Here is a 12,703-nt window from a genome sequence, read left to right as displayed (position 1 = left end):
CGTCATTTTTTCAATATATTCCTGTCTGCATTTTATGCATTTATAAATCTTTCTTAGCAAAACGTGCGGCATAAAGCAGGTTTGCTTCAGATTCTTTTAAGGTTCAGGCGTTACGTTTGGCGCTACGATTAAAGACAGGCTCTCATTATGCAATCCACATTACTCCAGACTAAACCCGCGTTTAGCTGGAAAGCCCTGGGCTGGGCACTGCTCTACTTTTGGTTCTTTTCCACCCTCCTGCAGGCCATTATTTATCTCACCGGATACAGCGGGACAAACGGTCTGCGGGATTCGCTACTGTACAGCTCACTGTGGCTGATCCCGGTCTTTCTGTTTCCAGGCCGCATCCGGGTTATTGCTGCCGTTATTGGCGTCGTACTCTGGGCCGCCTCGCTGGCGGCGCTGAGCTATTACGTAATCTACGGGCAGGAGTTCTCGCAAAGCGTGCTGTTTGTGATGTTTGAAACCAACGCCAATGAAGCCAGCGAATATTTAAGCCAATATTTCAGTCTGAAAATTGTTCTTGTCGCGCTGGCTTATACGGTGGCGGCGATTTTGCTGTGGACACGTCTGCGCCCGGTTTATATTCCATCGCCCTGGCGTTATCTGGTGTCGTTTGCCCTGCTGTACGGGCTGATCCTCCATCCCATCGCGATGAATACCTTTATCAAGCATAAGTCGATGGAGAAAACGCTGGATAGCCTGGCATCACGAATGGAACCCGCCGCGCCGTGGCAATTTATTACTGGCTACTATCAGTACCGTTTACAGCTCGCCTCGCTGAATAAACTGCTGAATGAAAACGATGCCCTGCCGCCGCTGGCTAACTTCAAAGACCACTCCGGCGATGCGCCGCGCACGCTGGTACTGGTGATTGGCGAATCGACCCAGCGTGGCCGTATGAGTCTGTACGGTTATCCGCGCGAAACCACGCCGGAACTGGACGCGCTGCATAAAACCGACCCCGGGCTGACCGTGTTTAATAATGTGGTAACTTCGCGACCGTACACCATTGAGATCCTGCAACAGGCGCTAACGTTCGCGGACGAAAAGAACCCGGACTGGTATCTGACGAAGCCATCGCTGATGAATATGATGAAACAGGCCGGGTATAAAACCTTCTGGATCACTAACCAGCAGACGATGACGGCGCGTAATACCATGCTGACCGTGTTCTCTAAGCAGACTGATAAGCAGTTCTATATGAACCAGCAGCGCACTCAAAGCGCACGCGAATATGACAGCAACGTGCTGGCGCCGTTTAAAGCGGTGTTAGCCGACCCGGCGCCGAAAAAATTCATTATTGTGCATCTGCTGGGAACGCACATTAAATACAAGTTCCGCTATCCAGAAAACCAGGGCAAGTTTGATGGTAAAACCGACCATGTTCCGCCGGGATTAAGCAGCGACGAACTGGAGTCGTATAACGATTACGACAACGCGAATCTGTATAACGACTATGTTGTCGCCAGCCTGATTAAGGACTATAAAGCGACCGATCCGAACGGTTTCCTGCTCTACTTCTCCGATCACGGTGAAGAAGTGTATGACACGCCGCCGCATAAGACGCAGGGACGAAACGAAGATTCGCCAACCCGTCATATGTATACGGTGCCGTTCCTGCTGTGGACCTCAGAGAAATGGCAGGCAGCGCATCCGCGCGACTTCTCACAGGATGTCGATCGTAAGTACAGCAGTTCCGAGCTTATCCATACCTGGTCGGACTTAGCGGGCCTGACCTATGATGGCTACGACCCGACGCGTTCCATCACCAACCCGCAGTTCAAAGAGACCACGCGCTGGATTGGCAACCCATATAAGAAAAATGCGCTGATTGATTATGATACGTTGCCGTATGGCGATCAGGTCGGTAATCAATAGCCTGTATGTTGCCCGATAACGCTAACGCTTATCGGGCCTGGCGTTCTTCTCTCCCGTAGTCCGGATAAGGCGCAAAGCGCCGCTATCCGGCAATAATCGCTTGAGGACATCGGTTTTCGACGTTACTGTTTCCTCTGTTTGCGATCGGCAGGGGATTATCATGTATCACGACGTCAGCCACCTTCTCTCCCGTCTCATCAACGGCCCGCTGCCGCTGCGCCAGATTTATTTTGCCAGCGCCAGCGGCCCAGCGCCGGAACTGGCGTACCAGGTGGATTTTCCGCGGCTGGAGATTGTGCTGGAGGGCGAGCTTACTGACATGAGCATTACCGCCCCGCTCATTCCTTGCGATGTTCTCTACGTTCCGGCTGGCGGCTGGAACATCCCGCAGTGGCAAACGCCCGTCACCACCCTGAGCATTCTGTTTGGCAAACAGCAGTTAGGTTTCAGCGTGGTCCACTGGGACGGTCAGCAGCATCAAAACCTCACGAAACAGCACGTTGCGCGCCGCGGCCCGCGTATCGGCTCGTTCCTGTTACAAACGCTTAATGAGATGCAGATGCAGCCGCAAGAGCAGCAAACGGCCAGATTGATTGTCGCCAGCCTACTAAGCCATTGCCGCGATCTGCTCGGCAGCCAAATCCAGACCGCCTCCCGCAGCCGCGCGCTTTTTGAAGCCATTCGGGAGTATATTGATGAACGCTACGCCGCGCCGTTGACGCGCGAATCGGTAGCACAGGCGTTTTATATCTCGCCAAATTACCTCTCGCACCTGTTCCAGAAAACGGGAGCCATCGGCTTTAACGAATACCTGAACCATACGCGACTGGAACACGCCAAAACGTTGCTGAAGGGCTATGACCTGAAAGTGAAAGAGGTGGCGCACCGTTGCGGTTTTGTCGACAGTAACTATTTCTGCCGCCTGTTTCGCAAAAATACGGAACGCTCGCCGTCGGAGTATCGCCGCCAGTATCACAGCCAGCTAACGGAAAAGCAGATTACTCCAGGATAAGGTGGGTATGTTGCGGCGCGGAAAGGAGTTTACGCACAGCGCTCATTACCCGCTGTGGCTCCCGCAAAAAAGCGCTGATCCCCGACTGGACATAGCGACTCCGGGTAAATCGCTCCACGCCCGCCAGCTCGATATCGGTAATGAGCAACACGACATCGGCACGGCGGATATCCTCTTCCGTTAAGCGGTTCTCTGTACCGAGTGCCCCTTGGGTTTCAATCTTGATGCTCCACTTCTCCTGCTGGCAAAGTTTTTCCAGCCGTTCAGCAGCCATATAGGTATGCGCTACACCGCTCACGCAGGCGGTCACTGCCACCAGATGCCGTACAGGTACTGCCATATTAACCTCCTGTGGTGACCTGAAATCCTGCTTGCTCCGCCATCTCCCGAAACAGAGCGATCTCTTGCACCGACGGCGCGGGAATATCTTTCATCATCCATGATTTTCCAAGCAGCCGGTATTTCGGCTCGCCGTACTGATGAAACGGTAGCAGGTGAACCTGCTTTATTCCTAATGATCTCAACAATGTTAACGCGCACTGCAGATTCTCTGCGTTAAGCGTAAAGCCAGGAATCAACGGCAAACGAGGGATCACCGTGATTCCCTCGCTAACCAGTAACCGTAAATTCTCCAGTACGCGCGGCAGATTCATGTTGATCACCTCGCGCGCCCGCTCCGCATCCATAATTTTCAGATCAAACAATACCTCATCACACGCCCTTGCCAACGGCAGTAGACGGCTGGCCGACGTATCGCCAGCCGTTTCAATAGCACAAGGAACGCCCCAACGCCGCAATCGCTGTAAGAAGCGCGTGGCGAACGGCGCCTGCATCAGCACTTCGCCGCCAGAAAGCGTCACCCCGCCGCCGGAAGTACGAAAGAAGATGTCGTCTTTCAGCACTTCGCGTTCCAGTTCATCCAGCGTAATATCACGCCCAATATGCTCAAACGCGCCGGAAGGACATTCGTCGGCATCCCGCAGACACGGCGTGCAACGCAGGCATTTATTTTCCCGGCGCACCGTTTCAATGCGCGGCGAGATAGATTCCGGATTAGCGCACCACGGACAGGTATGCGGACAGCCCTTAAAAAAGACCACCGTACGAATCCCCTGCCCGTCATTCAGCGAATAGCGCTGGATATTGAAGATACGCGCGGTCTCCTCATCGCGCGCCCCCACAACCTCACAACTGATGCGCGGTGCGGCGAATAATGTCATCCTGAATCTCCTTCGACAGCTCGACAAAGAAGGCGCTGTAGCCCGCCACGCGCACCACCAGCCCAGCGAAATCCTGAGGCCGTAGCTGCGCTTCGCGCAATGTGTCGGCATTCACCACATTAAACTGGATGTGCTGCAGTTTGAGCTGGGTAAACGCGCGCAGGAAATCCGCCAGCTTGCGCAGTCCCGCCTCTCCTTCCAGAGTCGCAGGAGTAAACTTCACGTTCAGCAACGTACCGTTCGACAGCAGCGTGTTATCCAACTTACTTACTGATTTTAGTACCGCCGTCGGCCCTTGCATATCCTGTCCGAGCATCGGCGACAGGCCGCCATCCGCCAGCTGTTCTCCGGCAAAACGCCCGTCCGGTGTCGCGCCGACCACCGCTCCCAGCGGGACATGCGCGGAAACCGTGTATGAACCCGGCGTAAACTGGCCGCCGCGCGGATTCTGGTATTTTTCCACCTCTTTGCAGTAATACCGCAGCAGTTCGGCGCTGATGTTATCGACATTATCAATGTCGTTGCCATATTTTTCGAAGCGGTTGATAAGCCTGGCGCGGATCTTTTCCCCTTCCGGCGTGGCGAAGTTGTTTTTCAGGATCGACAGCAGCGCATCAAAACTCAGGCGCTGCTGATCGAATACCAGCCCATTGAGCGCATGAAGGGAATCACTCAGGTTGGCGATACCGATGCCCTGTACGCCCGAAAAGTTATAGCGCGCGCCGCCGTCGGTGATGTCTCGCCCTTTCTCCAGGCAGTCGCTGATAAACGAAGAGAGCAGCGGCACCGGCGCCCAATCACGATGGCCGATATCGCAAATATTGCTGCCTTCTACCATTAGCGTAATGTAGTGACTGATTTTGGCGCGAATATGCGCCAGCAACGCCTCATAAGTAAGAGTGTCGTTGCCCTCATTTTCATACAAGCTGATTTCCATCACTTTCAGCAGATTAAACATGGCGATGTCATGCAGCCCGTAGGTTCTGCCCGGAATCGACAGCTCAACACATCCCACCACCGCATAATCGCGCGCATCCTCCAACGACACGCCACGGTTAAGGAACGCGGGAACCACCACTTCGTCATTGAAAATCTGTGGAATGCCGGTACCGAGGCGAATGGTCTCGGCGGTCTTGAGCAGGAACGGCGTATCAATCAGCGCGTTAGTGCGCACGCCGAGATTCGGCTGCGGCAACTGCACGCTCTGGTAGGCATCCAGGCAGAGAAAAGAGAGCACGTTTACCGCGCTGCGTCCGCTTTCCGTCAATCCGCCCAGCAGCGCGGTGTAACCCGTCGGGAAACCGGCAAAATAGCGCGCGCTACTGGTGGAACGCAGCAGCACGATATCGTTGCATTTCACCCACAGCGACTCGAGCAACTCTTTCAGGAACGCCGGATCGTCGCCCTGAGTGAGCGAAGTCTGATAAAACGGCAGCATGTACTGGTCGAAGCGCCCGAGCGACAGCGAACTGGCGTTGGACTCGTACTGCAAAATAATGTTCATGTACCAGAACAGCTGACATGCTTGCCAGAACGTCTGTGGTTTGTGCTGCGCGTTATGCCGCGAATTGGCGGCAATGGTGAGCAGTTCCTGACGACGACGAGCGTCCGGGCAGCGCTCCGCCTGCTGTTCCGCCAGTACGGCATAACGCAGGATGTGGCGTTGCGATGCCTCAAGTAACAACAGAGCGGCCTGATAAAAGTCGTTTTCCGGCTGTTGCTCGCAGCGCGCGCGCATCTGCGCCGCCAGTTCACCCAGCCCGTTATTGAGCAAGCGTGGATAATCAATAATGATATGCCCCTGCCCTTTATCCGTCTGGTTAATGCTAAAAATCTGGGTGCTGACGGCGGCTTTCACCTCATCGGTCATCTGCCCGTTAATAAAATCTTTCATCGACCGTTTTTCCCAGTACGGGAATAGAACCTCACGATAGAGGCGCTTATCCTCTTCGCTGATATCAAAACGGTCCTGCGGACGCGTCGGGAACCGATCCAGCTCGTTAAGCAGCCAATACGGGTCCATTTCCGGCGACATAATACCTGCGCGCGGCTTAACGGTTCGGTTTCCGGCAATCAGCTCCTCGTCACGAATCGAAATTTCAACATGTTCAAGGATATACGCCGTCGCTTTGGCGCGGCGCAAAATGACCGGTTCGCCCTCCGTCTGCTGATGGCTGGCGGTATAAAGCAGCGCGCGCTCCAGAGAAATTTCACGGTGATTCTGAAACAGAGCGGCTTTGAGGCGTTGAATACGATGGGTCATGAGGAGCTCCTGTGGACACGAGCGCCGGATGGCGGCATAAATCTCTTATCGGGCCTGTGAGCAGGCCCGATAAACTTGCGCCATCGGGCATTTTAACGTTACGCGGTTTGCGAAAGATGGGCGTCAATCTTGTTCATAATGGCGTCGGCGCGTTTTACCGCGTCGCTGATATTGACGCGAACGATAGTTTTACCCGCAAACCGCTCTTCGAACTTGATGCCGATATCTTTAGTCAAAATCACCATATCGGCGCTCGCCACATCCTCTGCCGTCAGTTCATTTTCCAGCCCAATCGAGCCCTGAGTCTCCACTTTCACATCCCAACCTTTCGCTTTGGCTGCGCTTTCCAGCGCTTCAGCCGCCATATAGGTATGCGCAACACCAGAAGGACACGCGGTTACTGCAATAATTTTAGTCATGGCTTATTCCTCGCTTAATTCATCTCAAAATCTAAATCCAGGTCGTCTTCTTTTTCGTCAACTTGCGACACATTCTTACGCGTCAGGCTTTTCAGCACATTAACGCAGACTGCCGTTACCACCGCGCCCACGGCGACTGCCGCGACATAACCCAGCTTGCCTTCCACGACTGGCAGAACAATTAAACCGCCCCAACCGGCATAACACTGCGCGCCAAACAGCGCGGCCATTACCGCACCGCAAGCGGAGCCCACCATAATGGATGGGATCACGCGCAGCGGATCGGCAGCGGCGAAAGGAATCGCCCCTTCCGTTACGCCCACGCAGCCCATGACCAGCGCGGCTTTACCGGCTTCGCGCTCTTCAACAGAAAAATTCTTGCGGCCAATCAGCGTCGCCAGCCCCAGTCCCAGCGGCGGTACGCAGATGCTCACCGCGGCGATAGCCACCACGGTATATACGCCCTGCGCCACGCAAATCAGCATGAACGCATAAGCGACTTTGTTAACCGGGCCGCCCATATCAAAAGCCAGCATCAGCCCCATGATCACCGCCAGCAGCACGATGCTGCCCTGCTGCATCCCTTGCAGCCATTGGGTCAGGCTGCTTGTCAGCGCACCGATCGGTTCGCCCAGCCCCCACATCATGATGCCCGCGGTGATAAAAGTGCCAACGATGGGAATCACAAAAATAGGCATCACAGAACGCAGCACCTTATGCACCGGGATTTTCTTCAAGTAATGCACCACGATCCCGCCGATAAGTCCGGCGATAAGTGCCCCGAAAAAACCCGCGCCGAAGCTGTTACCCACCCAGGCACCAATCGCGCAAGGAGCCAGCGCGGAGCGTTCGGCAATGGAGTAACCGATGTATGCGGCGAGGAAAGGCACCATCAGCGTCAGCCCGGCGACACCGATATCAAACAGTTTTTTAAGATTCGGATCGGTGGCGGCATCGGGTACGGCGCCCTTGCCATATAGCATGACGGAGACTGCCAGCAAAATTCCGCCAGCCACCACAAAGGGGATCATATGCGAAACACCGGTCATCAGGTGCTGGCGGGTATTTTTCAGGATCTGTACCAACTCTTTCATAAGTCGCTCCCGGGCTGGATAAAGCCCATGTCCATAAAGTTACTGCGGAAAACAATAGGCAATCCATTGCCGCGCAGACAGTGGATAAAAAGGCCATTTACTGGATTTTTGTAATATCAGTATAAAAATGCGATCCGCTTCATAACTTCTGAAAAAGGTAAAACCCGCGCTACCACGCTAAGTTGTGAGACAACTCGCACTTTTTGCGCTACATTACATTTATCCAGCTTTTGACAGATTTGTCACATGGCGTATTCCGGCTACCTCCTTTTATGCTGTAGCGAGAGAATCGTTATGGGAGAGAGGCAATGCCCCTGATTGTGGAATTTACCTGTGAACTGCCGAATGGCGTACATGCGCGCCCGGCAAGCCACGTAGAAACGCTGTGTAATACCTTCACGTCGCAAATTGAGTGGCACAACCTGCGCACCGATCGCAAAGGCAGCGCCAAAAGCGCGCTGGCGCTGATTGGCACCGACACGCTGGCTGGCGACCACTGTCAGCTGGTGATTTCCGGTGCCGATGAACAGGTTGCCTGCCAGCGTCTGAGTCAATGGCTGCGCGATGAATTCCCACTCTGCGACGCGCCGCTGGCGGAGATTAAAAACAGCGAACTGGAGCCGCTTCCGGCGTCGTTGACCCAGCTGAATCCGCAGATTTACCGCGCCCGTAGCGTGTGTAGCGGCAGCGCGGGCGGCGTACTGACGCCACTCTCTTCCCTGGATCTCAATGCGCTCGGCGAACTCCCGGCCGCCAACGACACAGAGACGGAACAAGCCGCGCTGGACAATGGCTTAGCGATGTTGATAAAGCATATTGAGTTTCGTCAGCTCGACAGTGACGGTGCCGCCAGCGCGATTCTGGAAGCCCATCGCTCACTAGCAGGCGACGCTTCACTGCGTCAGCATTTACTGGACGGCGTTCTGCGCGGTTTAAGCTGCGCGCAGGCAATCGTGGAAAGCGCGAACCATTTCTGCAATGAGTTCGCTCGCGCCAGCAGCAGCTATTTACAGGAACGCGCGCTGGATGTTCGTGACGTTTGCTTCCAGTTACTGCAACACATTTACGGTGAGCAGCGCTTTCCGGCGCCGGGCCAGTTGACCCGGCCATCTATCTGTATGGCGGAAGAGTTGACGCCAAGCCAGTTCCTCGAACTGGATAAAACCTTTCTCAAAGGTCTGCTGTTAAAAAGCGGCGGCACCACTTCGCACACGGTGATTCTCGCCCGCTCATTCAACATTCCCACCCTGGTTGGCGTGGAGATTGAGGCCTTAACACCGTGGCGTCAACAGACGGTTTATATTGACGGCAACGCAGGCGCGATTGTCGTTGCGCCTGACGAGCCTGTCACTCGTTACTATCAGCAGGAAGCCCGCGTGCAAGACGCCCTGCGCGAACAGCAGCGCATCTGGCTGACCCAGGAAGCGCGCACCGCTGACGGCATCCGCATGGAGGTCGCCGCCAACATCGCGCACTCCGTCGAGGCGCAAGCGGCCTTTAGTAACGGCGCGGAAGCGGTTGGCCTGTTCCGCACAGAAATGCTGTATATGGACCGCGCCTGCGCGCCGGACGAAAACGAGCTGTACAATATTTTTTGCCAGACGCTGGAGTCCGCAAAGGGACGCAGCATTATTGTGCGCACAATGGATATAGGCGGCGATAAGCCCGTTGATTATCTGAATATTCCTGCCGAAGCCAACCCATTCCTCGGCTATCGCGCCGTCCGTATTTATGAAGAGTACGCTTCTCTGTTTACCACCCAGCTACGCTCGATCCTCCGCGCGTCCGCCCACGGCAACCTGAAAATCATGATCCCGATGATCTCCTCTATGGAAGAGATTCTGTGGGTCAAAGAGAAGCTGGCGGAAGCCAAACAGCAGCTGCGTAATGAACATATCCCGTTCGATGAGAAGATCCCACTCGGCATTATGCTGGAAGTGCCGTCGGTGATGTTCATCATCGATCAATGCTGTGAAGAGATTGATTTCTTTAGTATTGGTAGTAACGATCTAACACAATACCTGCTGGCGGTAGACCGTGATAACGCCAAAGTCACTCGTCACTACAACAGCCTGAATCCCGCCTTCCTGCGCGCGTTGGATTTCGCGGTGCAGGCGGTACATCGTCAGGGCAAATGGATTGGTCTGTGCGGCGAACTGGGGGCCAAAGGTTCGGTTCTGCCATTGCTGGTAGGTCTGGGGCTGGACGAGATCAGCATGGGCGCGCCGTCGATTCCCGCCGCCAAAGCGCGGATGGCACAACTCGACAGCCGAGCCTGCCGCCAGTTGTTGAATCAGGCGATGGCCTGCCGCACCTCGCTGGAGGTGGAGCATCTGCTGGCGCAGTTCCGCATGTCGCAGCAGGATGCCCCGCTGGTTACCGCCCAATGCATAACGCTTGATAGCGACTGGCGCAGCAAAGAGGAGGTGATTAAAGGCATGACCGACAATCTGCTGCTGGCGGGCCGCTGCCGCTACCCACGCAAACTGGAAGCCGATCTATGGGCGCGCGAGGCGGTATTCTCCACCGGACTGGGCTTTAGCTTTGCCATTCCGCACAGCAAATCGGAACATATCGAACAGTCCACCATCAGCGTGGCGCGCCTGAACGCGCCGGTACGCTGGGGAGATGACGAGGCGCAGTTCATCATTATGCTGACGCTTAACAAACACGCCGCGGGCGACCAGCATATGCGTATTTTCTCGCGCCTGGCCCGCCGCATCATGCACGAAGAATTCCGCAACACGCTGGTTAACGCCGCTTCCGCCGACGCTATCGCCAGCCTGCTGCAACATGAACTTGAACTGTAAAGGAAAGACTATGGAACTCTATCTGGATACCGCTAACGTGGCGGAAGTTGAACGTCTGGCGCGCATTTTCCCGATTGCCGGCGTCACCACCAATCCAAGCATTGTGGCAGCCAGCAAAGAATCTATCTGGGATGTGCTGCCCAGGCTGCAAAACGCCATCGGCGAAGAAGGCACTTTATTTGCGCAGACCATGAGCCGCGACGCGAAAGGGATGGTGGAAGAAGCCAAACGACTGAATAACGCCATCCCCGGCATTGTGGTGAAAATTCCGGTGACCGCCGAAGGTCTTGCAGCGATTAAATTGCTGAAAAAAGAAGGCATCGTGACGCTGGGCACCGCCGTCTACAGCGCGTCGCAGGGCCTGCTGGCGGCGCTGGCGGGCGCAAAATATGTCGCTCCCTACGTCAACCGCGTTGATGCGCAGGGCGGCGATGGCATTCGTATGGTTCAGGAGCTGCAAACGCTACTGGAACATCACGCTCCCGACAGCATGGTGCTGGCGGCCAGCTTTAAAACACCGCGGCAGGCGCTGGATTGCTTACTGGCAGGTTGCCAGGCGATTACCCTTCCTTTAGATGTAGCGCAACAAATGCTCAATACGCCTGCGGTAGAGTCAGCAATAGAGAAGTTTGAGCAAGACTGGAAAAACGCTTTTGGTAATCTGAACCTGTAGGAGAGAAATGTATGGATCGCATTATTCAGTCACCAGGTAAGTATATTCAGGGTGCAAACGTCATCGCGCGTCTTGGCGATTATTTAAAACCAATGGCGAACAACTGGCTGGTTGTGGGCGATAAATTCGTGCTGGGATTTGCCGAAGAGACGCTGCGCAAAAGCCTGACGGGTGCCGGTTTGTCAGTAGAAATCGCCCCGTTTGGCGGCGAATGTTCGCAAAATGAGATCGACAGGCTGCGCGCCGTCGCCGAGAAAAGTCAGTGTGGCGCCGTACTGGGTATCGGCGGCGGTAAAACGCTGGATACCGCCAAAGCGCTGGCGCATTTTATGAACGTCCCGGTCGCTATCGCGCCGACCATCGCCTCTACCGACGCACCGTGCAGCGCGCTCTCGGTTATTTATACCGATGCCGGTGAGTTTGACCGTTATCTGCTGCTGCCGCATAACCCGAATATGGTCATTGTCGATACGCAGATAGTGGCGGGCGCGCCGGCGCGTCTGCTGGCAGCCGGTATCGGCGATGCGCTGGCGACCTGGTTTGAAGCGCGCGCCTGCTCACGCAGCGGCGCCACCACAATGGCGGGCGGCAAGTGTACACAGGCCGCGATGGCACTGGCGGAGCTATGCTATAACACGCTGATCGAAGAAGGCGAAAAAGCCATGTTGGCCGCCGAACAGCACGTCGTCACGCCAGCGCTGGAACGCGTCATCGAAGCCAACACCTACCTGAGCGGGGTCGGTTTTGAAAGCGGCGGTCTGGCCGCAGCGCACGCGATTCATAACGGTTTAACGGCGATTCCGGATGCGCACCACTATTATCACGGTGAGAAGGTCGCTTTCGGTACGCTGACGCAACTGGTGCTGGAAAACGCGCCGGTCGAAGAAATAGAAACCGTTGCTGCGCTGTGCCATTCCGTTGGCCTGCCGATTACGCTGGCGCAACTGGATATTAAACAGGATATTCCGGCAAAAATGCGCACCGTCGCGGAAGCCTCCTGCGCAGAAGGTGAAACTATTCATAACATGCCTGGCGGCGCAACGCCGGATGAAGTGTACGCCGCGCTGCTGGTCGCCGACCAGTATGGTCAACGCTTCTTGCAGGAATGGGAATAAGGTCTGAGCAATACTCCTGACGATAGTCAGGAGTATTTCAGCTTGCTGACACAACAGAATTCATTTGCCGAATGTCGACACAGGCACCTTATCTGGCCTTGTTATCCAATCATCCAGGCCGGGTAAGCGAAGCGCCATCATCAGGTATTCCATAGCCTGGAATCAGTCCATTTTGTCCTGAAATAGACTTTTTTATCACGCACCATTCTCTCCGCG

The 12,703-nt window shown here is 55.2% G+C and carries 10 protein-coding genes; 5 read left to right on the top strand and 5 right to left on the bottom strand.

Going from position 1 to position 12,703, the window contains the following annotated elements; all coding sequences use genetic code 11:
• Window positions 1–147: 147 nt before the first annotated feature.
• Window positions 148–1,881 (top strand): phosphoethanolamine transferase CptA, encoded by a 1,734-nt coding sequence (locus NA986_RS22355; protein ID WP_001528929.1) that lies wholly within the window; start codon window positions 148–150, stop codon window positions 1,879–1,881.
• Window positions 1,882–2,041: 160 nt separating this feature from the next.
• Window positions 2,042–2,893 carry a helix-turn-helix transcriptional regulator gene (locus NA986_RS22350; RefSeq protein ID WP_000274596.1) on the top strand — a complete coding sequence of 284 codons (852 nt, stop codon included), beginning with the start codon at window positions 2,042–2,044 and terminating at the stop codon, window positions 2,891–2,893.
• On the opposite strand, the gene NA986_RS22345 is transcribed toward NA986_RS22350, so the two are convergent.
• From NA986_RS22345 to NA986_RS22325, 5 genes are all read right to left on the bottom strand, one after another.
• Entirely contained in the window at window positions 2,880–3,233 is a 354-nt protein-coding gene (locus NA986_RS22345; protein WP_000290522.1) for a PTS fructose-like transporter subunit IIB, read from the bottom strand. The two genes, NA986_RS22350 and NA986_RS22345, sit on opposite strands and share 14 nt — an antisense overlap.
• Before the next feature lies 1 nt (window position 3,234).
• Window positions 3,235–4,113 (bottom strand): [formate-C-acetyltransferase]-activating enzyme, encoded by an 879-nt coding sequence (locus NA986_RS22340; protein ID WP_023216591.1) that lies wholly within the window; start codon window positions 4,111–4,113, stop codon window positions 3,235–3,237.
• A complete protein-coding gene (locus tag NA986_RS22335) occupies window positions 4,079–6,376 on the bottom strand; it encodes a formate C-acetyltransferase (RefSeq protein WP_000149714.1) in 2,298 nt (765 codons plus the stop codon). The genes NA986_RS22340 and NA986_RS22335 overlap by 35 nt, the downstream gene beginning before the upstream one ends.
• Window positions 6,377–6,474: 98 nt before the next feature.
• Window positions 6,475–6,795: a PTS fructose-like transporter subunit IIB gene (locus NA986_RS22330; RefSeq protein ID WP_000161258.1), complete on the bottom strand. Its 321-nt coding sequence runs from the start codon at window positions 6,793–6,795 to the stop codon at window positions 6,475–6,477.
• A gap of 14 nt (window positions 6,796–6,809) precedes the next feature.
• Window positions 6,810–7,889: a PTS fructose transporter subunit EIIC gene (locus NA986_RS22325; RefSeq protein ID WP_000661597.1), complete on the bottom strand. Its 1,080-nt coding sequence runs from the start codon at window positions 7,887–7,889 to the stop codon at window positions 6,810–6,812.
• Between the two features lie 308 nt (window positions 7,890–8,197).
• Here NA986_RS22325 and ptsP point away from each other — a divergent pair, with 308 nt between their 5' ends.
• The 3 genes from ptsP to gldA are packed head-to-tail and all read left to right on the top strand — an operon-like array spanning window position 8,198 to window position 12,487.
• Window positions 8,198–10,699: a phosphoenolpyruvate--protein phosphotransferase gene (gene ptsP / locus NA986_RS22320; protein ID WP_023216592.1), complete on the top strand. Its 2,502-nt coding sequence runs from the start codon at window positions 8,198–8,200 to the stop codon at window positions 10,697–10,699.
• Between the two features lie 10 nt (window positions 10,700–10,709).
• Window positions 10,710–11,372 carry a fructose-6-phosphate aldolase gene (gene fsa / locus NA986_RS22315; RefSeq protein ID WP_000424866.1) on the top strand — a complete coding sequence of 221 codons (663 nt, stop codon included), beginning with the start codon at window positions 10,710–10,712 and terminating at the stop codon, window positions 11,370–11,372.
• An 11-nt stretch (window positions 11,373–11,383) separates the two neighbouring features.
• Complete coding sequence (gene gldA, locus NA986_RS22310) at window positions 11,384–12,487, top strand: bifunctional L-1,2-propanediol dehydrogenase/glycerol dehydrogenase (RefSeq protein WP_023216593.1); 1,104 nt, start codon at window positions 11,384–11,386, stop codon at window positions 12,485–12,487.
• The last annotated feature ends 216 nt before the right edge of the window (window positions 12,488–12,703 follow it).

Source organism: Salmonella sp. NW177 (assembly GCF_051811585.1).
GTDB classification, from domain to species: Bacteria; Pseudomonadota; Gammaproteobacteria; order Enterobacterales; family Enterobacteriaceae; genus Salmonella; species Salmonella enterica.
Note: the sequence above shows the minus strand (reverse complement) of the source record. Positions and strands in the feature narration are given on the sequence as shown.

Excerpts from the sequence above, each read along its gene's own strand:
- NA986_RS22355 (WP_001528929.1), top strand. The coding sequence starts at position 148 with ATGCAATCCACATTACTCCAGACTAAACCCGCGTTTAGCTGGAAAGCC.
- NA986_RS22350 (WP_000274596.1), top strand. The coding sequence starts at position 2,042 with ATGTATCACGACGTCAGCCACCTTCTCTCCCGTCTCATCAACGGCCCG.
- NA986_RS22345 (WP_000290522.1), bottom strand. The coding sequence starts at position 3,233 with ATGGCAGTACCTGTACGGCATCTGGTGGCAGTGACCGCCTGCGTGAGC.
- NA986_RS22340 (WP_023216591.1), bottom strand. The coding sequence starts at position 4,113 with ATGACATTATTCGCCGCACCGCGCATCAGTTGTGAGGTTGTGGGGGCG.
- NA986_RS22335 (WP_000149714.1), bottom strand. The coding sequence starts at position 6,376 with ATGACCCATCGTATTCAACGCCTCAAAGCCGCTCTGTTTCAGAATCAC.
- NA986_RS22330 (WP_000161258.1), bottom strand. The coding sequence starts at position 6,795 with ATGACTAAAATTATTGCAGTAACCGCGTGTCCTTCTGGTGTTGCGCAT.
- NA986_RS22325 (WP_000661597.1), bottom strand. The coding sequence starts at position 7,889 with ATGAAAGAGTTGGTACAGATCCTGAAAAATACCCGCCAGCACCTGATG.
- ptsP (WP_023216592.1), top strand. The coding sequence starts at position 8,198 with ATGCCCCTGATTGTGGAATTTACCTGTGAACTGCCGAATGGCGTACAT.
- fsa (WP_000424866.1), top strand. The coding sequence starts at position 10,710 with ATGGAACTCTATCTGGATACCGCTAACGTGGCGGAAGTTGAACGTCTG.
- gldA (WP_023216593.1), top strand. The coding sequence starts at position 11,384 with ATGGATCGCATTATTCAGTCACCAGGTAAGTATATTCAGGGTGCAAAC.